This window comes from Runella sp. R5_40, assembly GCF_057652295.1.
Genome location: NZ_JBYFCH010000004.1, coordinates 170,941 through 194,871, shown reverse-complemented (window position 1 = coordinate 194,871; position 23,931 = coordinate 170,941). Strand labels below are relative to the sequence as shown.

21 protein-coding genes are annotated in these 23,931 nt (G+C 43.3%); 5 read left to right on the top strand and 16 right to left on the bottom strand.

From position 1 onward, the window contains the following. Positions 1-28 precede the first annotated feature (28 nt). The 4 genes from gpmI to eno all read right to left on the bottom strand — a co-directional run bounded on the left by gpmI (position 29) and on the right by eno (position 3,876). Positions 29-1,564: a 2,3-bisphosphoglycerate-independent phosphoglycerate mutase gene (gpmI, locus tag AC23N5_RS10120; RefSeq protein WP_183972521.1), complete on the bottom strand. Its 1,536-nt coding sequence runs from the start codon at positions 1,562-1,564 to the stop codon at positions 29-31. A 15-nt stretch (positions 1,565-1,579) separates the two neighbouring features. After that, positions 1,580-2,074, bottom strand: a complete 495-nt coding sequence (locus AC23N5_RS10115; protein WP_487755474.1) for a low molecular weight protein-tyrosine-phosphatase — start codon at positions 2,072-2,074, stop codon at positions 1,580-1,582. A 74-nt stretch (positions 2,075-2,148) separates the two neighbouring features. After that, positions 2,149-2,463, bottom strand: a complete 315-nt coding sequence (locus AC23N5_RS10110; RefSeq protein ID WP_183972525.1) for a septum formation initiator family protein — start codon at positions 2,461-2,463, stop codon at positions 2,149-2,151. 135 nt (positions 2,464-2,598) lie between these two features. Continuing rightward, positions 2,599-3,876 carry a phosphopyruvate hydratase gene (eno, locus tag AC23N5_RS10105; RefSeq protein WP_487755473.1) on the bottom strand — a complete coding sequence of 426 codons (1,278 nt, stop codon included), beginning with the start codon at positions 3,874-3,876 and terminating at the stop codon, positions 2,599-2,601. A gap of 311 nt (positions 3,877-4,187) precedes the next feature. Here eno and AC23N5_RS10100 point away from each other — a divergent pair, with 311 nt between their 5' ends. Beyond that, positions 4,188-4,868, top strand: coding sequence for a hypothetical protein (locus AC23N5_RS10100; protein ID WP_487755472.1), 681 nt, complete (start codon positions 4,188-4,190; stop codon positions 4,866-4,868). 17 nt (positions 4,869-4,885) lie between these two features. Here the strand turns inward: AC23N5_RS10100 and AC23N5_RS10095 are convergent, their stop codons facing one another. The 6 genes from AC23N5_RS10095 to AC23N5_RS10070 all read right to left on the bottom strand — a co-directional run bounded on the left by AC23N5_RS10095 (position 4,886) and on the right by AC23N5_RS10070 (position 10,899). Continuing rightward, positions 4,886-6,043 carry a pyridoxal phosphate-dependent aminotransferase gene (locus tag AC23N5_RS10095; RefSeq protein ID WP_487755471.1) on the bottom strand — a complete coding sequence of 386 codons (1,158 nt, stop codon included), beginning with the start codon at positions 6,041-6,043 and terminating at the stop codon, positions 4,886-4,888. A gap of 47 nt (positions 6,044-6,090) precedes the next feature. Continuing rightward, positions 6,091-7,245, bottom strand: a complete 1,155-nt coding sequence (locus AC23N5_RS10090) for a site-2 protease family protein (RefSeq protein WP_487755470.1) — start codon at positions 7,243-7,245, stop codon at positions 6,091-6,093. Continuing rightward, complete coding sequence (locus AC23N5_RS10085; protein WP_487755469.1) at positions 7,246-7,872, bottom strand: HAD family hydrolase; 627 nt, start codon at positions 7,870-7,872, stop codon at positions 7,246-7,248. Then, on the bottom strand, positions 7,869-8,822 hold the full coding sequence (locus tag AC23N5_RS10080) for an acetyl-CoA carboxylase carboxyltransferase subunit alpha (RefSeq protein ID WP_183972535.1): 954 nt from the start codon (positions 8,820-8,822) through the stop codon (positions 7,869-7,871). Before AC23N5_RS10080 ends, AC23N5_RS10085 begins: the two co-directional genes overlap by 4 nt. A gap of 12 nt (positions 8,823-8,834) precedes the next feature. Then, positions 8,835-10,277, bottom strand: a complete 1,443-nt coding sequence (locus AC23N5_RS10075; RefSeq protein WP_487755468.1) for an MBL fold metallo-hydrolase RNA specificity domain-containing protein — start codon at positions 10,275-10,277, stop codon at positions 8,835-8,837. Between the two features lie 145 nt (positions 10,278-10,422). Further along, positions 10,423-10,899, bottom strand: coding sequence for an Lrp/AsnC ligand binding domain-containing protein (locus tag AC23N5_RS10070; protein ID WP_028522858.1), 477 nt, complete (start codon positions 10,897-10,899; stop codon positions 10,423-10,425). A 616-nt stretch (positions 10,900-11,515) separates the two neighbouring features. Here AC23N5_RS10070 and AC23N5_RS10065 point away from each other — a divergent pair. After that, a complete protein-coding gene (locus AC23N5_RS10065) occupies positions 11,516-12,763 on the top strand; it encodes a DUF819 family protein (protein ID WP_487755467.1) in 1,248 nt (415 codons plus the stop codon). A gap of 1 nt (position 12,764) precedes the next feature. Here the strand turns inward: AC23N5_RS10065 and AC23N5_RS10060 are convergent, their stop codons facing one another. From AC23N5_RS10060 to AC23N5_RS10040, 5 genes are all read right to left on the bottom strand, one after another. After that, the gene (locus AC23N5_RS10060) at positions 12,765-14,843 is read right to left on the bottom strand and encodes a T9SS type B sorting domain-containing protein (protein ID WP_487755466.1); all 2,079 of its coding nucleotides are present in this window, start codon (positions 14,841-14,843) and stop codon (positions 12,765-12,767) included. 425 nt (positions 14,844-15,268) lie between these two features. Next, the gene (locus tag AC23N5_RS10055) at positions 15,269-18,106 is read right to left on the bottom strand and encodes a TolB family protein (protein WP_487755465.1); all 2,838 of its coding nucleotides are present in this window, start codon (positions 18,104-18,106) and stop codon (positions 15,269-15,271) included. Positions 18,107-18,117: 11 nt separating this feature from the next. Further along, complete coding sequence (locus AC23N5_RS10050) at positions 18,118-18,309, bottom strand: hypothetical protein (RefSeq protein WP_183972544.1); 192 nt, start codon at positions 18,307-18,309, stop codon at positions 18,118-18,120. After that, entirely contained in the window at positions 18,287-19,192 is a 906-nt protein-coding gene (locus tag AC23N5_RS10045; protein WP_487755464.1) for an alpha/beta fold hydrolase, read from the bottom strand. Before AC23N5_RS10045 ends, AC23N5_RS10050 begins: the two co-directional genes overlap by 23 nt. 21 nt (positions 19,193-19,213) lie before the next feature. Next, positions 19,214-19,777 carry a DinB family protein gene (locus AC23N5_RS10040; protein ID WP_028523170.1) on the bottom strand — a complete coding sequence of 188 codons (564 nt, stop codon included), beginning with the start codon at positions 19,775-19,777 and terminating at the stop codon, positions 19,214-19,216. Positions 19,778-19,941: 164 nt separating this feature from the next. Between AC23N5_RS10040 and mltG the strand changes: the two genes are divergently transcribed. Next, entirely contained in the window at positions 19,942-20,985 is a 1,044-nt protein-coding gene (gene mltG, locus AC23N5_RS10035; RefSeq protein ID WP_183972548.1) for an endolytic transglycosylase MltG, read from the top strand. 9 nt (positions 20,986-20,994) lie between these two features. Beyond that, on the top strand, positions 20,995-21,411 hold the full coding sequence (locus AC23N5_RS10030) for an acyl-CoA thioesterase (protein WP_183972550.1): 417 nt from the start codon (positions 20,995-20,997) through the stop codon (positions 21,409-21,411). A 53-nt stretch (positions 21,412-21,464) separates the two neighbouring features. On the opposite strand, the gene AC23N5_RS10025 is transcribed toward AC23N5_RS10030, so the two are convergent. Beyond that, a complete protein-coding gene (locus AC23N5_RS10025) occupies positions 21,465-22,337 on the bottom strand; it encodes an aldose 1-epimerase family protein (RefSeq protein WP_487755463.1) in 873 nt (290 codons plus the stop codon). 139 nt (positions 22,338-22,476) lie between these two features. On the opposite strand from AC23N5_RS10025, the gene AC23N5_RS10020 reads away from it, so the two are divergent. Beyond that, positions 22,477-23,907, top strand: coding sequence for a glycosyltransferase (locus tag AC23N5_RS10020; protein ID WP_487755462.1), 1,431 nt, complete (start codon positions 22,477-22,479; stop codon positions 23,905-23,907). Positions 23,908-23,931 lie beyond the last annotated feature (24 nt).

Here is a 23,931-nt window from a genome sequence, read left to right as displayed (position 1 = left end):
ACCCTCACCGCCTGCAAAAAGTTCGGTATTACAACAAGCTTACACCCGTCATTTCGGCTGGTTGAGCAACGCCCAAAAGTGCTAAAATGGTTGGTGCAATGTCTGCTAATTTGCCATCTTTCGGTTGCCCAGTGTATTCGTTGCCTACAAAAATGCAAGGAACTAGGTTGGTACTGTGGGCGGTGTTTGGTGTTCCATCGTCGTTTCTCATGTAATCAGAGTTGCCGTGGTCAGCAATAATGATGGAAGTATAACCGTGTGCCAGACCCGCAGTGGCAACGGCTTCGGTGCATTGGTCAACGGTTTCACAAGCCTTGATAACGGCCTCAAAAACCCCCGTGTGGCCTACCATGTCAGGGTTGGCAAAGTTGAGACAAATAAAATCAGCGGTTTCTGCTTCGATTTCAGGAAGAATGGCATTGCGAATGTCGAAAGCGGCCATTTCTGGTTTCAAGTCATAGGTTTTTACATCCTTGGGCGAAGGGCACAAAAGTCGTTTTTCGCCTTCAAATGGTACTTCACGGCCTCCTGAGAAGAAGAAAGTTACGTGCGGGTATTTTTCAGTTTCCGCAATACGTATTTGGGTTTTCCCTGCTCCTTCAATGACTTCACCAAGGGTGTTTTTGAGATTGTCTTTGTCATAAATCACTTTCACTCCAACAAACGCATCGTCGTAGTTGGTCATGGTGAGGTAATACAAATTCAATTTAGTTGTTCCTTGTTCTGGGAAATCTTGCTGAGTGAGCATTTCGGTGATTTCGCGCCCACGGTCGGTACGGAAATTGAAACACAATACAACATCGCCTTCGGCAATGGTCGCTACGGGAGCACCTGCTTCGTCCACAACTACGATGGGTTCAATAAATTCGTCGGTCACACCTGCTGCGTAAGAAGCTTCAATTGCCGATACAATTTGACTATCGACAACCGATTGACCCACGCCGTTGACCATCACGTTATAGGCTTTGGCCACGCGTTCCCAACGTTTGTCGCGATCCATGGCATAAAAACGCCCCGTTACGCTGGCAATTTTGCCCGTTGTGGTTGCCAATGAAGCCTGCAAATCGGTCAAAAAGCCTGCGCCACTTTTAGGGTCACAGTCGCGGCCGTCGGTAAAAGCATGAACATATACGTCATTAAGTCCTGCTTCTTGCGCGGCTTTGCAAAGCCCTTTGACGTGGTTGATGTGAGAGTGAACCCCGCCATCGGACACCAAACCGATAAAGTGAACTTTCTTTTGATTGTCTTTTGCGTATTCAAAAGCTTCAACCAGCGTTGGTTCTTGGGCAATAGAGCCTGATTCGACCGCTAAGTTGATTTTAACCAGGTCTTGATACACGATACGACCTGCGCCAAGGTTGGTATGACCCACTTCCGAATTTCCCATTTGTCCGTCAGGAAGCCCAACGGCTAATCCGCTTGCTTCGAGTTTGCTGTGTGGGTATTGTTGAAGGATTCGGTCGTAAAAAGGCGTGTTGGCGGCGATGATGGCCGAGCGGTTTTCTTCGCCATTTTTAGCGATACCCCAACCATCCATGATGATAAGAATTACTTTTTGACTCATTGTGGGTTTTATTTTTTACACTAAATTATGTTCCTTTATTAAGTATTCCAAGAAATGTTCACCGCACCGACTTACGATTTGAAAGACATCTTCAAAGGCTGACATGTCATCGTAGTAAGGGTCAGGTACATTGGGAGAATCAGCGTGGTCGTCAAAATCGCGGTAAAGAAGCACGCGCCCTTCTTCGGGATAAAAACCCGTGGAGCGATAGCTTTGGGTTTGGATGTTTTCAAGGTTGGATTCATCCATGGCAACGATGTAGTCAAAGTTGGCAAAATCGTCGCTAGAAAGTTTTCGGGCGTGATGGGTGAGGGTAATGCCATAATCGGCCGCAACACGGCGAGAGCGACGGTCGGGGAGGGCACCAATATGGTAACCATGCGTACCAGCAGAGTCGCAAGAAATGCTATCTGATAGCCCTTTTTGAGCAACGAGCTCACGAAAAGCGCCTTCTGCAAGGGGAGAGCGGCAGATATTGCCGAGGCAGACGAATAGTACTTGAAGTTTCACGAAAGTTGAAAATGGGCCAATTTGAAAATGAAAATTAGCACACCTCGTCATTTTCAACTGACCAAATGAACGAATTATTTTTCAAATGGTTCCCCATTTTTATCGACCAACACAAACACTTCCTCACTGTCTTTTTTCATGAAATACTTTTCACGGGCATATTTCTCAAGAAGTTTGTCGGTGCCAAGGGTGGATGCTTGTTCTTTTTTGAGCAAGACGATTTGCTCCTCGTAGTATTCTTTCTGGGCCTTTAATTCTCGAAGTTCCCACCAGTTCCCAAGTTGGTCAGGAATACTATTCAGTTCAAAAAACATCAACCAGATAAGCAAACCTAGCGCACTTGCTTTGTAGAAATCTTTGAGAAAACGGAAACGTTGGAGGAACTGCATAAGTGTAGAAGATAAAAAGGTGACACCTGTTTGATGCAGAAAGAGAATGTCGAGTGCCGACGGAGTTACCCGTACGATGCAGAATGTCGATTAATTATTTTCATTCGACATTCTGCATTTGACACTCGACACTAATTAAAATTTCTTTCCAGGGAAGTAAGCTGTTTCGCCCAATTCTTCCTCAATACGGAGCAATTGGTTGTATTTAGCCATACGGTCTGAACGAGAAGCTGAACCAGTTTTGATTTGGCCAGTGTTCAACGCCACTGCCAAGTCAGCGATGGTCGAATCTTCCGTTTCACCTGAGCGGTGGCTCATGATGTTTTTGTAGCTATTGCGTTTTGCCAAACTAACAGTGTCGATAGTTTCGGTCAATGAACCGATTTGGTTCACTTTAATCAAAACGGCATTACCAACTCCTTGCTCGATACCCATTTCAAGGCGTTTCACGTTGGTTACGAAAAGGTCATCACCTACGAGCTGGCATTTAGAACCAATCGCATCTGTGTGCAATTTCCAACCAGCCCAATCGTCTTCGGCCATACCGTCTTCGATTGAAATGATAGGGTATTTGTTAACCCATTCTGTCCAGAAATCAGCCATTTGAGCAGAAGTCAACTCTTCTTTGCTTGATTTCTTGAAGATATAGCGTTGTTTTTCTTCGTTCCAAAGTTCAGAAACCGCAGCATCCATGGCGATTGAAATATCTTCACCTGGGCGGTATCCTGCTTTTTCGATAGCTACAAGGATAGTTTCGAGGGCTTCAACGTTTGATTGGATGTTAGGGGCAAAACCACCTTCATCACCTACGTTTGTTGAATAACCTTTTGATTTTAAAACACCCTTCAACGCGTGGAAAACTTCCGTACCCATGCGAAGTGCTTGAGAGAACGAAGTAGCGTTGGTAGGCATAACCATAAACTCCTGGAAATCAATGGCGTTGTCGGCGTGTGCACCACCGTTCATGATGTTCATCATTGGCACAGGTAGCGTATTTGCATTTACTCCACCTACGTAACGGAACAATGAAAGACCTGCTTCTTGCGCTGCGGCTTTAGCAATGGCCAACGAAACGCCCAAAATAGCATTTGCGCCCAACTTGCCTTTGTTGGCAGTGCCATCGAGCTCAATCATGATTTTGTCAATCAGATTTTGATCATATACAGAAAGTCCCAAAAGTTCAGGATAGATGATTTCGTTTACGTTCTGAACGGCTTTCAATACACCTTTTCCGAGATATACGCTCTTGTCATCATCACGTAGTTCGACTGCTTCGTGAATACCTGTAGAGGCACCAGATGGCACGGCTGCACGGCCAAGGAAGCCGTTTTCGGTGCGAACATCTACTTCTACTGTTGGATTACCGCGAGAGTCAAGGATTTGACGGGCGTGTACCGATTGGATTGTACTCATCTTTGTTAGGTAGGTTTTGTTAATAATAAAACGTTGCCTGTTAAATAGTTTAGCATACAAAGTAACGCAAAAAAAGCGTGAGGGAAAAAGAATCAGTACTATAAATGAATTTTGTGAGTGATTTTATTGGCGAAAGTAGATTCATACCCAACGATTTAACATACCAATTGTATTTTGCCAAGAGCTTGTTGTTTTAAGCAAATAAAATTCTAAAAAAGTAGAATATAGGTGTTGATTGTATTGTCAAAGTTGTTATATTTGGTATAATAGTTGGTCGATTACACACAACACACACGCACATTATTAGTTACATGAAGAAAATTTTACTGAGCCTTGGCTTGGCATGGATGGTATTGCTTTCCGTGGAAGCCCGACCAAAGAATAATTGGTCAAGAGGGGAAATTAAGCTCGCTACGGGTGAACGAATGAAAGGAGAGCTGCTGTATGCTCCCGAAGTTGAGGTCGTATCAATAAAACTTGACGATGGCCGCCACCGCGCCTATGGAAGCCGACAGCTGTTGTCGTTTTCATTTTGGGATGCCAAAAAACAACAGACTCGTCATTTTGTTAAAAGCCATTTGCCGCACAGTGGGCGTGAAGTGCTTTTTGAAAATGTGGCTGATGGGGCTTTGAAAATTCAACGTTTCCTCAAGCCTTATTCGCGAAAACGGCTTCTTACTTTTACTTCAATCACCACCGATGATGCTCCTGAAACAGCCCACGAACATGGGCGCTATCAGTATTATGTTCAAGATGGGGAGCAATTGATGACCCTAGAGCACTTCTTACGGAGAAGGTTTTCGACATCAACCAAAAGATGGGAAAAAGAATTGGAAGAATACCGTTATTACAACAACCTAGACAACGGCATTGCGAGTTGGCTCAAGGTACTTATATACTATAATGTGTTAGAAGCGGATCATAATCCAAAGGAATACGAAGGCAGTCCATCTGTTGGTGCGTCTTTTATTTTGATGGGCAACTTAAATTAGAAGTTGCCCATTTTTTTCTAGCTTTTCAGACGCTCAATGGCTTGCCAAATTCGTTCGGCAGGCATACAAAGTGAAACCCGAATGTAGCGTTGGCCTTTAGGACCAAAAATAAATCCAGGAGCAATGAAAATATGTTTTTGGTATAATAAATCGTCCACAAGCTGTTCTGCCGAGGCAACCTCATCAGGGAGTTTGGCCCACAGAAACATACCTTCTTGGGCCAAATCGAAGGTGCAGTTTAGGGTTGTTAAAAATGTTTTGGCGGCATCCAATCGACTGTGATACACGGCATTTTGGGCGGCGTGCCATTCTTCTGAATTTTTAAGGGCGGCTACAGCGGCCTGTTGAATGCCTAAAAACATCCCAGAATCCACGTTACTTTTTATGGTAAGTACCGCATCCACGTATTCTTTAGCCCCTGATAACCAGCCTATTCGCCAGCCCGCCATGTTGTGCGACTTGGACATGGAGTTTAGCTCAATGGCCACCTCTTTCGCCCCTTCAATTGAAAGCAAGCTAATGGGAGGCTTTTGGTTGAGTATCAAGCTATAAGGGTTGTCGTGACATAATAAAATGCCATGCTCTTTGGCAAAACGAACGGCATTTTCAAAAAGCTCGCGCGTGGCGGGTGCGCCCGTAGGCATGTGTGGATAGTTGAGCCACAAAATTTTTGTTTTGGCGCTTACTATACCTTTCATAGCTTCCCAATCGGGCTGCCATTGGTTATTTTCTTGAAGGGGATATTCAATGACCGTTGCCCCCACCATTTCGCTTACAGCACGATAGGCAGGATAGCCTAGTTCGGGAACAAGCACTTCGTCCCCTTCGTCTAAAAAAGTCAAACTGATGTGCGTAATGCCTTCTTTGGAACCAATTAAGGGCAAGATTTCGTGTTCGGGGTCGAGCTGTACGCCATAGACACGCTCATACCATTTTGATATACCTTGACGAAGGGCAGGAATGCCTTTATACGATTGATACCCGTGGGTATCAGTAAGTGAAGCCGTATTCTTTAATGCTTCAATGGTTGCTTCTGAGGGAGCTTGGTCAGGGTTTCCAATCCCCATATTGATGACATCATGTCCTGCGGCAAGTAGCTTTCGAACTTCGGCGAGCTTCACCGAGAAGTAGTATTCCTGCGCTTGAGTGGCGCGTTTTGCAAGAGAAATAACCATGGATGGGTGCAACGTTGCGTCGAAATGTTTCAACAACGTCGTTTATTTTACAATACAACGAAAGGTTTTGGACTAAAACAGAGTACAAAGATAATCAAAGCTAACCAACCCACGACTTTTCTGGAGTTACTTAACGGGGCAATGTCGTCTGTTGAGGGATGATAAACGCCTAAAACACGACCAATCAAGAACCCGAACGCTAAAAATCCTGAGTAACCTTCTACGGTTGGAAATAGGAGAGACAGCCCGAGTTGAATGGTGACCGTTAAAAGAGCTAACATCCACTTGGTGAGCGCATTATTTTCGTCGATTCGACTATAACATAGTTGAAGGAAAATAATGTAAATCCCCAGAGAGGCGAGTTGTTCCCAAAATAAGTTTGCATTGGCAATGGCAAACTCGTCGGCACGGTACATGCCAAGCCCTGCGTAAGTAATAAAAACAAAAAACAAAATGGGAGAAACTATCCGGTAGTTTTTGTTGCCAATAAGCCCGTACAACACATGTCCACCGTCAAGTTGTCCAATGGGAATAAGGTTGAGCGACGTGAAAAATAGTGCCAAATAGCCCGCTAAAAGTAGCGGATAGTGCATGATTTCTTGAGGAGGAGGTAGGCGAGTTGGATCGGCGACGTAGGTTTTAAAAAAAGTAAAAAGCAGATTATCGCCCAATAAAATATTTCCAGCTTGGTTTTTAGCATAGACAACGCGTGCAAAGCCCATCCCATATTTTTGGTATTCGGGATGAATTTTGAAGATGTAATCAAGGGTAGGAAGGGTGGCAAAACCATACCAAAGAACGCCGACGGCAACCACAAACCCCGCAAGTGGCCCTGCTATCCCAATATCAAAGTATTTTTCGCGTGAGCGAATAAACTCTTTGATACGAATAAATGCCCCAAGTGTACCGATGGTTTGTCCAATTCCAAGCCAGAGCGGAATGTAGTAGGGGAGGGTAACTTTGACTTTGTGGTATTTGGCTGCAAAATAATGCCCGAACTCGTGAACGGTCAAAATCCCCAAAAAAGGAATCGAAAATCGGAAACCTTGCCAAAAATGTTCCCAGCCTAATGGATTTTCAATCTGGTAAAATGGAAGGTCAAAAGGTCGCCCAAACATCCATTCGGCGCCTGCTAAGGACGTACTTATGATGGTGAGTACAAACAGAAGGAGCTGGAGGAGTAAGGTGCGGGTAGAGTTCACTTAAAAATCTTTTAGGTATTCGACAATCGAGGTTGGTTTTTGAACATGAATGGTCTGAATACCAACTTCGCCTGCGGCTCTGATGTTATCGGCATTGTCGTCCAAAAACAAAGACTCCTGCGGTAAAATTCCAGCGTCTGTTAATACACCGTGGTAAATGTCGTGGTGAGGTTTCATCACGCCCATTTCGTACGAAAGAAAAAGCTTTTCAAACAACACATCTAGTTTTGGAATGCCAGTCGTACGGTGAAGAATGCGATTTACTTCCTCAACGTGAATTGAGCTAGTATTGCTCAATAGAAAAAGTCGATAGCCTTTTTTGGCTAAAGCGACGATTGTTTCAACCCGTTGGGGTGGAATATCGAGTAGGAGTGAATTCCAAGCTTCGTCGATTTGGCCGTCTGTCCATTCAGGATGGGCAAGGAGCTCACGAATGTAGTTTCTAAAATCAGGGGCAGATAACTGCCCCGTCTCAAATTTCTTAAAAACCTCATTGTGCTGAATAAGCCGTTGCACATCTTCCAATGGAAGTTGACTTAGCTCCGCAAAAGATTGTGCCGCCCGTGGAACGTCAATGTTGATAATGACGTCTCCGAGGTCAAAAATGATGTTTTTTATAGCTTTCATTCCGTAAAGACCCCCATCGAACAAAACTTGTCAATCCGCTGATTGATTCGTTCTTCGGGCGTTAGCTTTTGGAGTTCATTAATACTGCCTAAAATGACATTTTTCAGGATGTTAGCCATGGCTTGATGGTCTAAGTGAGCACCACCGAGTGGTTCTTCTACAATTCCATCAATCAATTTTGCCATTGTCATATCCGAAGCCGTTAAGCGGAGAGCTTCGGCTGCTTGTTCTTTAAAATTCCAGCTACGCCAGAGAATAGATGAACAAGATTCGGGCGAAATTACTGAGTACCAGGTGTTTTCGAGCATGAGAACACGGTCGCCAATGGCAATTCCCAACGCTCCCCCTGAAGCACCTTCACCGATAATAATACAGATGACGGGCACTTTAAGCATAAACATTTCTTTCAAGTTGCGCGCAATGGCTTCACCTTGACCACGTTCTTCGGCTTCTAGGCCAGGAAAAGCGCCTGGGGTATCAATAAGTGCAACGATAGGCTTGTTGAACTTTTCGGCTAATTTCATCAACCGAAGGGCTTTGCGATAGCCTTCGGGGTTAGCCATCCCAAAGTTGCGGTGTTGGCGTTGCTTGGTATTACGGCCTTTTTGCTGACCAATGATGAGCATACTTTGACCATCAATGTTACAAAATCCACCGACCATGGCAGGGTCGTCGCGCACGGTACGGTCACCGTGAAGTTCGATAAACTCCTCACACATTAGTTCGATATAATCGAGGGTATAAGGGCGATCAGGGTGGCGAGAAAGCTGCACCCGTTGCCATCTGGTGAGGTTTTGAGCCGTATCTTTCCGTAATTGTATAATGCTGTCTTCGAGTCTAATAACAGCTTCCGAAACGTCAACTTGTGTTGTATCGGCGAGTTTTTTTAACTCGGCAAGCTTGGATTCGAGCTCTGCCACAGGTTTTTCAAAATCTAAATAAGTTGGCATAAAGTTGGTTGCTTACAATTCAAAAGTTTGTCCCTTTGTGGGGATCTCGATATTTTCGTAACCGACTGATTGTAAAGTGTTTTTAAAGTGGTCCATACTTGGCTTTTCCCCGTGGACAAGGAAGATTTTTTTTAACTCGGCAGGTGCCTGTTGCTGAACAAACGTCAGAAGGTCTTCTTTGTCTCCGTGGCCGCTAAATACGTCAATTTTTTCGATATTGGCCAATACTTGCTCGTCTTTCCCTCGAATGCGTAGTGTTGTTTGGCCATTCAGAAGCCTCCATCCGAGTGTTCCTTCGGCACAATAACCGATGAGCAATATGGTGCAGTAAGGATTGCTAATGTTCTGAGCCACATGGTATTCGACGCGTCCACCTTGCACCATTCCAGAGGAAGAAATGATGATACAAGGCTCTACATGGTTTGAAATAGCGCGGCTGGCGTCTGTACTTTCGAGGTAGATTAAATTTTCAAAGTCAAACAACGATTCATTCTCTTCGTTAAACTCACGGGCCTCGCGGTTCAGCATTCGAACGTTCCGCTGATAGACCCGCGAGCTTTCAAAAGCAAGCGGACTGTCGGCAAAAACTTTGATGGGAGGAAGCTGATGATTATTATATAATTTATTTAAGGTATATAATAAAGCCTGAGTTCGTCCCACACTAAAAGACGGAATAATAAGCCGCCCTGGAATGTCAACACAGGTACGTTTGATAACATCTGCCAAAGCCAAATCAGGCGAAACGCCTTTTTCATGCAAACGATTGCCGTAGGTTGTTTCACATACCAAAAAATCAACTTGGGGCAAAGTAGCTGGATCAATAAGAAGTGGGTAGCCTTTACGGCCCACATCACCCGAAAATCCAATGGTTTTTTTCTGCCCGTTTTCCCAAACTTCAACTACGATATGTGCTGCACCCAATAAATGCCCTGCGGGGATAAAAGTAATAATGACGTTGTCGGATACCCTAAAACGGCGATTAAAGGCAAGTGGAACAAAGTTTTCGAGTGCTTGACGTACTTGTTTTTCGAGGTATAAATCTTTAGGAAGTTCTTTTTTTCTGCCTTTTTTTCGTTTACGTTGCGAATCCGCACTGTTCAATTCATTGATTCGCTTCTGATTCAGCATTGCTGCATCTTTAAGTAATATACTGGTTAGAGCAAAAGTAGAATCGGTACACAGTACTTGTCCTTCGTATCCATCTCGATACAAGTTTGGGATATTTCCAGAGTGATCAATATGGGCGTGAGTCAATAATACTACGTTAATTGACGGAGCTTCAAAAGGGAAAAGTGCGTTTGGAAATGGGGGTGGGGTATCGTTGAGCGCGCGTCTTCGGTCGCCGCTTTCAAAGTCAGAACCACAGTCAATCAAAATACGATAATCGTCTTCCAATTCTAGGAGGTACATGCTACCAGTAACCTGTTGTGAAGCCCCCCAAAAAGTTAATTTCATATGAAGTCAGTTATTCCTCTTATGTACTCAATGCGGAACAAGAGGAGAGTTCGTTACGTTTCCTCCAAAGGTTTAAACACAATAATGCGAATAAGCGATTGAAGAAGGGTTTCTGCAAAAGTATCAAAAACAGCTTAAAAAAACATTATTCTGCTAACGGAATAGGACGGGCGATTCGTTCCTCTAAGGAGATAAATGTTTCGGTTCGTTGAATACCACCTACTTTTTGAATTTTATCGTGAAGAACTTGCCGCAGATGTTCTGTATCACGACAAACGATTTTAGCAAAAATGCTGTAAATACCCGTAGTGTAATGAATATTAACTACTTCGGGAATGCGTTCGAGCTCAATAGCGACTTCTTCATAGAGCGAACTTTTGTCTAAATATATACCTAAAAAAGCGCTAATATCCCAGCCTAATTTAGTTTGATCAACCAATAATTGTGCCCCTTTAACAATTCCAAGCTGCTCAAGTTTTTTCATTCGCACATGAACTGTACCTCCTGAAACATGAACCCGTTTGCCAATTTCGGTGTAAGCTAGGTGTGCATCTTCTAAAAGAAGCGCTAAAATTTTTAAGTCAGTTGCGTCAATTTTATCAATTTCTAAATTTCGTTCCATGATGAAGTGGTAAAATTAGATTTCATTTAACAAAAGTGCTGTTTTGTTGAATGAAATCAAAATTTTTAAAAATATTTATGGAAAATTTGCAACAAAAAATAATATCTATTAGTTTTGCATTGTCAATTAATCAAAAAGGCACTTGGCAACAAGTAAATTAGTTGACTTTAGTTCTTTATAGTGTAGGATGATGAAACTTGGCAGCCATGCCCTCCTGTCTCGGGGGTGGTGAGTTCAGGATAAACACGATATAATGCCGGCACTCTAGTCGACTGGGGTAGACCACCAAACTTTGTATCGCGGCTAACTGCACCGTGGGCGGTTCGAATCCCCCTCCTACAGCATTCATGTGAATGGTAAAACAATTACCTCTCACGACCCTAAGGATAGCTTGTTTAAATGATTCATTTCAACAAGTTATCCTTTTAAAATATAAAATGAAGTGTCCAATTGACACTTACTTAAAAGAAAAACTATTTGGTTTTTAGTTTGTTGATGAAGTGTAATTGCGACACGCAGGCTCAGCTTTGAGGCCTGTGTGTTTTTTTTGTGCCTATGCCTAGTTATTCTCAAAAGAATGGTTTATTTGCCAACTTTTCGATTTTTAACTTGACATATGTTACTTCTCACTGTTTTTACTTCAGACGCCGTCGTTCTTGGCTTACTTTTTATCATTTTGGCGGGTGTTTTTTATACAGCTTCCTTAAAACACCCACTTTGGATAAAGTTTTACGCAATTTTTCCTCCTTTACTTCTTTGTTATTTCATCCCAGGAGTTTTAAATTCTTTTAAAATCATTTCAGGAGAGGAGTCTAAACTCTATTCAGTGGTTTCCCAATATTTTTTACCAGCGTGTCTGGTTTATTTTACCCTTGGAATGGACTTTAAAGCGGTAGTACGTTTAGGCCCTAAAGCACTTCTTGTGTTTTTGGCAGGAACGCTGGGAGTTATGCTTGGTGGTCCAATAGCAGTAGCGATTGTTAAAACTTTTGCTCCTGAGGTGGTTGGCGGCTCGGGCTCTGATGCTGTTTGGAGGGGGCTATCTACCATTGCAGGAAGTTGGATTGGGGGAGGGGCAAATCAAACGGCGTTAAAAGAAGTTTTTCAACCAAGTGATCGTCTTTTTTCGCAAGTGATTGCAGTAGATGTCATTGTGGCGGAAATTTGGATGGCCGTACTAATTTACGGCGCGGGAAAAGCAGCTAAAATTGATTATTATTTTAAAGCAGATGCTACTGCCATTGATGAATTAAAAACTAAGCTTGAACTAGAACAGAAAACATCTCAGCGAATACCAACACTCAATGATTTGATGATGATTGCCGCGGTTGGTTTTGGTGCTACGGCCCTTGCTCATTTTGTGGCAGATTTGGTTGCTCCATGGCTCAAACTTAATTATCCTTCTCTTGAGAAGTTTAGCTTAACTTCATCATTTTTTTGGGTTGTTTCGGTCGTTACATTTTTGGGTATTTTGCTTTCTTTTACCCGATTGCGCCAACTCGAATTTGCGGGAGCCTCAAAAATTGGTAGTTTGTTCCTCTACGTACTTGTGGCAACCATTGGTATGAAAATGGATATTTTTGCCGTGGCCGAAAACCCTGGGTTATTTGTAGTAGGGATTCTATGGATGACCATACACGTAATGATTACCTTGTTGGTTGCCAAATGGTTAAGAGCGCCTTTCTTTTTTACAGCAGTAGGTTCACAAGCCAATGTAGGAGGTGCTGCTTCAGCACCGGTTGTTGCCGCGGCTTTCCATCCTTCGCTGGCATCGGTAGGTGTATTATTGGCAATATTGGGGTACGCATTGGGAACGTACGGAGGGTATTTGACTGGACTGATGATGCAATGGATAGCAGAATAAACTAGCGTTCGAGCAAAATTGCCCCTCTAAACTCGGAAATTGACTCACTATTCTGAATTTTGTATTGTAAAAGGTAAACATAGGATCCATTGGGGGCGGCGGCATCTTTAAATGTCCCGTTCCATTGGGGATCTTTACTTTGTTCAAAATAGACAGGATGCCCCCAGCGGTTATAAACTGTAAGGCTAACGATTTCCCCCCCTACCATGATGGCTTTGAACGTGTCGTTGACTCCGTCGCTGTTGGGAGTAAAAATGTCTGGAACATAAAATCGGGGATTACATGGCCCTGAAACGGTAATGGTTCGGAATAGAGAACAGCCAAGTTGGTTGGTTACTTTCACGCGATAAATACCATCGGGTTGTGGTTGTATCGACCGCGTTGTCTCTCCTGAATCCCATAAATAGGTCAAATCACTATCGTCGTTTTCAGCAGCAAAAAGCGGTTTTTCATTGCAAGTAGTAGCTTCTTTAGCGATATTAGGTAATGGGTGGTTTCGAACAATGATAGTGTCGCGGCCAGAACAAGGTCCTTGCGTCGCTGTTAAAATATATTGACCACTTTGAGACACCTTTGTTTCGATACCTGTGCTGCCATTTGACCAACTGTAGTTAATGTTTCCCCCAGAAGCGTTGACGTTTGGACGTAAGGTAACAGCCTCGCCTTCACAAGTAAGTTTGTCAAGTCCTAAATCAATTTGTGGGGTTGGCAATACAGTAATGGTTCTGCTTGTAACACATCCGCCACCTAATGTACTCACCTTTACGGCGTATGTTCCAGGTTGGAAAATAGTTAACTGAGGGTTGGTTGTATTGGAAGAGGCCCAAAAATACGAATAGGTATTGGTGCCTAGTGCTCCTGCTTCTAATACCATCGAAGGAGATGCAAAACAAAGGGTTTCATTTGGTTTTAATTCAGGTGGTTTACCAACGACAACGGTGGTAGAAAATGATTTAGAACAAGCACCATTAGAAACGGTTATGGCATAGGTTCCTGTTTTTGCCACGTTGATTTTTGAAGTAGTCTCTCCTGTCGTCCATTTGTAAGAAACTGGGAGGTTGTTTGGAGTAATAGTTGGTGATAACTCTACGATATTTCCCTCACAGAATTCGTTGGTCGCGTTAAAAGCGACTTGAGGCAAACCGATTACACTCAAATTCAAGGTTCGGCTACTATCGCAGCCTAGGGCTGTTTTAAAGTTATCTTTATAAGTTCCGCTGGAGGAATACCCATCATAGATTTCACCTTGACAAATGGTTTTGTTAATCGTAGCGTCTTGTACTTTGGGGGGGACATTAACAACTTTTAGGGCGATTGAAGTACATCGATTAGCGTCTGTCGCGGTTACGGAGTAAACTCCACTTTCTTCAAAGGTGTTGGTTGCATTTGTGGGTGTTTTTCCGCCAGACCACCTATAAGAAGTGCCGCCACTTGCAGTTAAAACAGTACTTCCGCATGATTTTGAGTCTTCGGTAATTTTAACAGGAAAGATAGGAGGTTGAAGCCCCCAAGTGATATTTGTATAATCCTCGGGTGTATCGGAGAAAATGGTTAAACAAGTAAAAGTGCCAGGAAATAGTAATATGGAATAGCCCTCCAAACCACGAATAGTATATGAACTAGTATAATTCATTCCAATACCATTGTATACAACTACATATGGTTGATCTAAACGAAGACTAACAGGAGTGATTTGTTCGCCAGGTGTATTGGGGAAATCTCTACCAAGCGATGCAATTAGTAAGAGTGGATTTGTTACTGGTTCAGAAAAGCACATGGTTGTTGTTCCTCCTGCACCAGCAGTCCACTCTGTTCTCGGAACAGTAGCGTTTGGGATTACAGTTACGCCACTGTACCCACTAAAATTCTCAAACCCATATATTTTGTCAGTAGAACCAAACTCATAATTGGCGCTCATGGTGACGTTAACAGGGCGGCCATTTACTTGGATAGTGCCAGTGGCTTCCCTTCCTTTAAAGTTACTCCACGTCGCCCAAGAATAGTCTTGCTTACACTGAGAGAAACAGTGCAAATGAATAAAATACGTAAAAAATAAAACTAGTGTAAGCTTCCAGTACATCTTCAAACGGTTCATAATCAGCACAATTCAGAAAGGAATTAATTACGACTAGCCATAAAACAACTTCATAGTTTTTTTGATGAACAAAATATGTTCAGGTTCTGAGAAGAATATTTATGGATTATTGGCCGTAAAAATAGCTATTCTTACGACGCTTTGCATCCTTTGAAAGTAACATTTTATTTTACGGAAGCATTTACTAAATACAATGTTTAATTAGTTTTCTTGTATTTTATATTGCTTGAATTAACGTGTGAATAGTGGCGATTGAGTGTATTTCAGGCAGAATCGCTTGAAAATGGTTAATCTATGGTAATTTTCTTATCCATTATTCAATTGAGTTTGTAGATAATATGAATCTATCTATTCCACTATGAACAATGTGTTGTTTCTACATCTGTTTTTGATTGTTTTTCAAATCTAAATCACAAACCTGTCGAAACGAATATACCAAAATGGAAAGATTGGCTTGGGTTAATGGGGTCTTTGTCTAGTAAAAACGAATTCCGAAGCCCAATGCTGAGGGGTAAGATATTTAAAAAAGTATTGTCAAAAATAAGTTCAGCTCCTGCCGAACGGTAGGTAGTTTTGGTTTTCGCTATAAGTCGTTCGGTCATGGCGTAATCGTAAAAAAGATTGGCCCTTACTCGCTTAAAATACGTAATTCCGAACAAACCCGCGTCGGGGTAAAAAAGTGGTAAGCCATAATTGACCGCTAGGCTTGTCACTTGGTCGTTGGCAGGGGCGTTGTAGCCGCGTGGATAGACAAAGGTATCGGAGAATTGGTAAGAATTACTCAAGAGTTCTTTCTGGAAAGCTCCTCTGACTTGAATGGCGTGATTTTTACCAATGCCTGGAAGATACACCGCACTAGAAGCAACGGTTTTGGAATTGTCGTCCCCATTTAGGGTAGAAATGCTGGCCAATTGGAGAGCAAAACCAAGTCGTGGCCCAACGTTTTGGTAGGCCCTACGACGAACTGTGCTAAAGGTCAGCCCCACATTACTACTCAAAAACGAGTTGTCGGGCTTACTAGCTACGTTATCAATGGTAAAATTGGTCAAATTTCGCTGGGTGAGTGTGACATAAGGCATCAGCGACGTAGAGAAATTGCCTTTGAGCCAGCGGAGAGGAATCGCTACCTGGGCTGAAAGGTCAAGCTCATTGAACTGCTGATTAACCACTTGGTTGTTGCGCAAAACGGCGGTACTACGTTGTCCATACTCCGTCATGAAGGTAAAATCAGGGTAGAAACGGGCAATTTTTAGCAAGGCATTAAACGAATTACTCCCCGCTTCGTTAAAGTTGGCACTTCCCCCAAAACTCAGTGAAACATCGTTGAGGAAATTATCGAATTGGACGCTTAAAGACGGATTGCTTGGTGATGGAATAATGTTCCAACTGTGCAACTTTAAGCCTTTGAACAACCCTCGGTAAGATTTTACGCCATATTCTTGAGTCGGTAGTTTTTCAAAAATAGAACCTCCTTCTTCGGGGAAATTAGAGGCTTTAAAAATGGGTAATTCAAAAGGTTCTTTCACCACAAATTCGGCAGGGTTGCTGGCGTCAAGTGATTGTTTTGAAATGACATAGCCCATGTTGGTAAACTCCGAAAAATAAAGCGTTTTGCCGTCTTTGCTTATTTCGGGCTCAAAAGCAGCTACGGGAACGGAGGTGACTTTTGAGATTTTTTTGCTCCCCGCTAAATCAGTACAATAAATATTATCGATGGTTGAAAAGGAGGCATTGAAATAGACTTTATCGTTGGAAATGACTGGCGATTCAATCGTATGGTACGTCCAAGGAGTTAAAAGTGTAATTCCTTTTTCATTGACGTTAATTTTGGCAAGTGCCAGTTGGCTTTGGTGTTTGGCAATGCTAACCAGTGCGTCCCCGTTTTCGGTCCATGCCAGCCGAGAAAAGAAATAATTGTCAGGGCTAGTGATGGTTTCTAATAGTTTTCCTGAAATGGCATCTAGCACGTGAATTTCGTTTTTCAGCATCGGAGATACATAGATCGCCGCAATTTTACGGCCATCGGGCGAGGCGATAGGAGAAAAATAACGGGTTTTGTGGGTAAGTTGTCTTTTTTGTTGGGTTTGTAAATCAAATAGATAGATGTTGGTAAAATCCTGATAACCGCGACGCGGGTTGCGCGATAGTTCGGCCCAGGCGACAGTGTTTCCGTTCAGGCTAAAGAAATCGTCGTTGTTATAGCCGATGGTTGTCAGTACTTTTTCTTTGCCGTTTTCGAGCTGGACAAGCTGGTCGGTTTGTTTGTAACTGCTTTTTCGAGCAACGAGAATGTCATTTTTCCAAGCCCGTGGATAACGGTAGTCAGTCACCGTTCGCTTGTTTTTTTGGGTGACGGCTTGCGTTGGAATCAACGCCGTAGCATCGAGGCGTTCTTGCCACGCTTGTTTATTTTCTTTCCAGGCAAGCTTGTACAAATTGGTAGAATTATAGCCAAGGTTACGTTTGAGTGCTCTCGAAAATGGATACACAATTCCTTTGTAGCGAGCAGCTTCGGCGTGGATTTTGGCCGTAATGTCGTTTCCTTTCAATTGACGAGCTTGGGTCAGCATCAAGTAGCCAAGTCGATAATGGTCTGGCACGAGACTGCGATAAGAACCATTCCGATTTTTTTGGTAGGAATAATTTACTCCGACGTTGGCCAACGAACGTTGCTCAAGAGTAAAAAAGCTGGTTCTTCCACGCCCGTTTTTACTAAGAGCGGTTTCAGAAATAACGGCATCACCTTCGCTGTACCAGTTAGGAATACTCAGGGCACTCATCACAGCCCATAATCCTTGTCCCTGCACAATTGAACCAAGCTTGGTAATGCCTCGGCGCGAATTGAGGGTTTGAAGTACGTGACGGTATTCGTGGACAGACAACACATCCAGCCAATTTTGGCTTCCCAAAAGGAGATTGGATGCGGGAGGTGTACAAAAAAACTCAGACCGAAAGGGCGCTAGGGCTACGTATCCGTTGGGGTTAACAGTTTGGGTCTGCAAAACAATGTTAATGCGTCCTTTTTTATCGCCGATGGAACGACGGTTGTTAAGGTCTATAAAATTCACCACGTTAGCCACTCGCTGAGCTTGCGGTTCGATGCCTTTTGGAAAAATAATGTTGGCCGATGGCGAAGAAATGACTTGCCACTGCTGGCCTGTGATGTGTCCCCCAAATTGGTCTTGAGCAAACGAATACGTGCCCATTGTGCTAAGAAGGGCGGCGAAATAAAGTTTTGTGTACTTCATAAGAGCGGATGTTATTCTTCCTCTTTCTGTAATTGTCGGTATTGGTACGTATATAAAACGGCACTTGCGCCAAAGCAAATCACCATCAAGATACGTGGGAAGTTCCATTCTACATAAAAGCCTGCAAAAATGCTGACCAGGGTGGCAAAGCCCATACCAATGGCTGCGATTTTAGACCATCTACGGCGTTTGTCTAATTCCATTTTTTAAGAAGTGAAGAAGTGTTGAAGTAAAAATGGTTGATTTCTCAAGGTTGGACAAATGCCCTGAGTTTTTAACGACAAAGGTAGAAGAATTCGGGATACGCTCGGCCATCACTTTCGCCATCCGATGAAACGTTTCCTCTTCTTTACTTCCTGTCAAAATAAGGGTTTGGGCTTGAATGAGCGGAAGTAGTTCTAGGGTATGAGGGGGGCCAAAGTACGGGTTGATACGGGGATTGATGAGGTGGTCACCATGGTAGTCGGCGGTCATTTCACTCAGTCGAATGACCGCGCGGTCTTCGGCCGCGTACAAACGCGTGAAAGGCGAACGAAGCCAAAATTCTTGCTGTTCGTCGTGCCACCCTTGCTGAGAAATAATGCCAACGGCTTTGTGAAGCGACGCCGATAATTCGGGGGTATATTCCTCAAAACCATCAAGCTCGGTGTTAGCAGCAACGATTTTAAGGGCACGTTGAGGATAACGAGCCGCAAAATGAAGTGCAATGTTAGCACCCATTCCCGCCCCAACAAGGTGCGTTTGTGTGATACCCAATGAATCTAATAATGCCTTGAGGTCGTCGGTGGGGTCGTGGGGGTCGCGTGCGCGGGCTGATTGTCCAAACCCACGCACGTCGTATCGAATAACTCGGTATCGTTTATTTAATTTTGACCATTGGCTATCCCACTGTCGGTTGTCGAGGGCAAATCCATGGATTAAGACCACTGTTTCGCCTTTTCCTGCCGCTTCGTAATACAGCCGAGTGTCATTGACTGCCAATCTACCCGAGACGGTTTTAGATTGGGCAAGGGCAACTACGCTGCTACACAGCAGCCAACACAGCAAAGCCAACAAAGAATGTCGTGAATGATGGGTTGGATACATAATTGGCTAAGGCATATCGACTTAGTACATGTCATTGAAGTCTGTAATACCACCTGAGCGGTAATAGTCGTCTTCGTCGTTACGGCTTTGTTTGCCCAAACCTTTGTAAGTAAGTGCTTTTTTGAGAATGGAGATTTGACCCGCGTGGTACAAATCATGCTGTAAAATTCCGTGAAGCATGGTATAATAATCGTACTCCCGTCCTGGTACGATTTCTTCTAAAAATTCGTCATCTTCCCGCTTTTCAAGCTCCGCAATAAGCTCTTCTTGGCTCAAACTAAGTTCCATTTGGAGTGCTTCCCATTCAAACTCATCAAACATCGGGAACGTCTTCCAGTCGCGTGATTTTGTTACTTCATACTCACCGTCACCTTGTAATCGTTTGATGACAAAAATGCGCCAGGTGGTCATGTGATAAAGAAGCTCGGCGATACAATGGGTATTCGGCATGATTTTTTCGGCAGCCATTTCCCACGATACATCGCTCAATACTTCTACCACCGATGGCCCATGCCATGCTCCTTCACTTTCGTAGATTAGATTAAATTGGTCAATAATGCGTAATAACTCTTCTTTTGCGTCCATTGTGATGTTATAAGACAATCTTTGTTAAACTCCAAAGGTACTCAATTCTTGTTTTGTTCGGTAAACTTGCGACTGTTTTCGTAGAAAAACCAAAGTGAACGTGTACTTTTGCACCGTAGATTCTATTGGCAGCCTCGTTCATTTGTTCAAATTGACTCATTATCATGTCTCGTAATTTTCAAATTGGCTTGTTTGTTACCGTTACGGTAATCATCACATCATTCTCCTTTTATTTTTGGCAATTGGCCAAAACACCCAACTTTCAACAAGGGAAAGACAAAGACTTTGCCCTGTTGATTCCTGCGGGGGCTACCTACGAAACGGTGCTCGACTCGCTCAAAAAAAACGACGTAGTAAATGACCAGATGTCGTTTCGTTTTTTGGCTAAATTGCTCGATTTACCCGAAAAAGTAAAACCTGGACGGTATGTTCTAACCCGTAAAATGGGAAACTTAGAGGCCATCCAAAAACTTCGCAATGGCAGTCAAGATGCTGTTCGGTTGACCTTCAATAATATTCGACTTAAAGAGGATTTGGTGAAGCGAATTGGGGCAAAATTTGCGTTTGGCGCAGATACGTTAGGCCGATTGTTGAATGATCCTCTGGTATGCCAAAAGTACGGGTTTGATACCACAAACATCGTAAGCATGTTTTTGCCTAATACGTATGAGATATTTTGGACAACCAAAGTGGATAAGTTTTTGGGACGTATGCACGATGAGTATAACAAGTTTTGGACGCCCGAACGAATAGCTAAGGCCAAGGCGTTGGGGTATTCTAAAGCAGAGGTATCGGTAATGGCTTCGATTGTGGACGCCGAAACCAACCGAACCGACGAAATGCCGCGCATTGCGGGTGTGTATCTCAACCGTATCAAACAAAGTATGCCTTTACAGGCTGACCCTACGGTGATTTTTGCGTGGCGTGATTTTAGCATTAAGCGGGTAACGAGTAAATATTCGGCTCTCAATTCTCCTTACAATACGTACCGCGTTTTGGGATTGCCTCCAGGGCCAATCAACATCCCAAGCACGGATGCCATCAACGCCGTTTTGAATGCTGAACAGCATGATTACTTGTATTTCTGCGTAAAAATCGACCCAGATGGTAAATTATTGGGCTACCACGACTTCGCGGTTACCTACGAAGATCACCTCAAAAACGCAAAAATATACCAAGAAGCGCTTAATAAATTAAACATCAAATAATCACTGCCCATGTTTGTCTATGAGTACAAAGGCGTCCGTGTTCGCTACGCCGATACCGACCAAATGGGATACGTGTATTACGGTAATTATGGCCGTTTTTATGAAATTGGTCGGGTAGAAGCTTTGCGTAGTTTGGGTATGTCGTACCGCGAGATGGAGGACAGTGGCATAATGATGCCCGTGTATGACAACTATTCGCGTTATCTCCAACCCGCTCGTTATGATGATGAACTTAGCATCAAAGTGACGATTCCAGAGTTACCAATGGCACGGATTGTCTTTGAGTACGAAATACGGAACCAGGAAGGTACATTGTTGAACACAGGAAAAACGACACTTTTGTTTTTAAGCCGAACGACCAACCGCCCAACGCGCGCTCCCAAAGAAATGATTGAGCGGCTGCAAGGGTTTTACGAACCTAAATAGCATTACAAAAAAGGCGAGCCTCCGAATTGTTTCAACTCGGAGGCTTGCGCTTTTTAGTCTCTCTCAGCAATGGAAACCGACCAAGTACGTTCAAACGTCTGGTTACTTTCTAGGCAAATAATTCCTTCTTTTTGCGTCAATTCTTGCGTAGAATCGACACTGTCAGCAATTCCACACCAAGGCTCAATGCACACAAAGTCGGCATCTTTGGCCGCCCAAATGCCCACGTAAGGAAAACCACGAAAGCCAAACGTAAGTGAATTGCTACCTTTTACTGAGCTTAACGTAACGGCAGTAGAGTTGAGGTGTTTAAATACCAGTGCATCTTCGTAAAAAAGCGACTTGGTTAAAGCCAAACTATTTGTTGTTGAAACCAACGTAGGTTGAGTTTCAATAAGTCCGTCAGGGGACAAAGGCCAACGCCATAATTCTTCTTCTGTATTAAAATCTAACGTATAGTCGTCGTACGTTCTTCTCTTATCAAAAGGTACATGAAAAGCAGGGTGGCCTCCCACAGAAAACCACAATTGATTTGCGGCAGGATTATGAACCTGATACGTAACGTTTAATTGATTTTGCACAATTTCGTAGATAAGCCTCAATTCAAATTCAAACGGATAATTGGCCAAAGTGCTTTCATCTTGGGTAAGTAAAAAGGTGGCTTTATTTTCGGTTTGTTCTTCGACTAAAAAGACTTTATCCCTAGCAAATCCATGTCTAGGTAGCTGATAGTCAATTTTCTGGTAACGATAGGTATTGCCCTTTAAGCTTCCAACAATGGGGAATAAAACAGGTGAATGTTTGCCCCAAACAGCTTGTGCATTCCAGAGATAGTCTGATTGCGAGGGTACATGAAACAGTTGTTGAAGTTCTGCTCCTTTGGGATGAATCTGAACTTGGAGGTGGGTATTTTTAAGTTGTATCATTAATAGATGACTAGTTTATGGCAAAAAATGAATCTTTTAATAAATTTTATAATAAGGCATAAATAGTTGATTTTGTTGCAAATAAAGTAATAAATTGTTGACTTGAAGCAGTAAAATACATAATTTCAGACTCTTACTCATGTTACAAAAACTCTATTTTAACTCTAGCCGTTTGATGGACTCACGTGCGCAATTTCAGTTGTCGTTACTTGGCGATAAAACTGCTCTCCTAAAAATAGGCAAACGTACGCGCATTCTTCTATTGTCGTTGGTTGTTGTTGTCATCATAACGGGCGTATTCTTCTCGCAAACACTGGGATTGTTTTTCTTTGGCTTAGGTTTTCTCAACTACATCTTGCTGTTGAGTTTTAGGGTAAGTAACAACTTTTATCGCCGAACAAAAAAAAGCACAACACCTTCGCTACGAGTGGATGAATGGCCGAAGTTTTCGATTCTAGTACCCCTAAAAAACGAAGACGAAGTAATTCATGCGACCCTGCAAGCCATTGAAAATTTAGATTATCCTAGCGACCAAAAAGAGGTGTTGATTGTTGTGGAAGATACCGATGTGGTTACCCAACGCAGCCTGGCTCAAATTGATTTGCCATTTTCTTTTCGGATTATTCACATACCTGAGCTTCCTCCTTTTACCAAAGGGCGGGCGTTGCTGTACGCACTAAGCGAGGCTACGGGTACGTATATCACGGTGTATGATGCCGAAAGTAGGCCAGAGCCTAGTCAATTGAAAGTGGCGGCAACTGCTCTTTTACAGGCTAAGAAAGAAACATGTTTTCAGTCGAAAATTCGTATTTCAAACGCAGGTACAAACTGGCTCACCCGAAACTTTGCGGGGGAATATTACGAGTGGTACGAACGGCATTTGAGCGAATTATCGGCGCAAGGTTTACCCTTTGGACTCGGGGGAAATTCGTTTTTTGTCTCCAAAAAAGCCCTTGAAGAGGCAGGCGCATGGGATCCTTTCAACGTGACCGAAGATGCCGACCTGAGTGTGCGACTATCAGAGAACGGAGTTAAACTCCAAATCCTCGATTCTGTCACGACCGAAACCTGTCCAGATACGCCCAAAGGCTGGATAAACCAGCGTACGCGTTGGAACAAAGGGCTGTTTATTACGCAATTGGTGCATTTGGGGCGTACGTTTATGAGTGATAGCTGGCGGGGAGAAGCATGGATAAGTTTTTGGTTGCCCATGATTTCGGCGGCCCTGGTGCCTTTCTTTAATCTATATATTCCCATTTATATGACGTGGGGCAATCTTTCCCTTTGGAATGTCTATATCATGAGCGTGGCGCTTTGGGGGTTGTTTTCGTTCAATCTAGTTTTCACCTGTGCCATAAATTACCTGACCTACCGACGCATGGGCATTGAAGTTTCGCCGCTGCGTATTTTAAAGGATTGGTTTTTGTACTTAATTCTTCATATAGCATCGGGGGTGAAGGCGTATGCCGAGTACTTAATTTCTCCCTTGTACTGGCACAAAACCGAACACCTTGAAGATGAAAAATCCAGCCCGATACGCTCAGAAAAGGAAATCTTTACAACGTATTGAATTTTACTCTATTACCAAATTAAT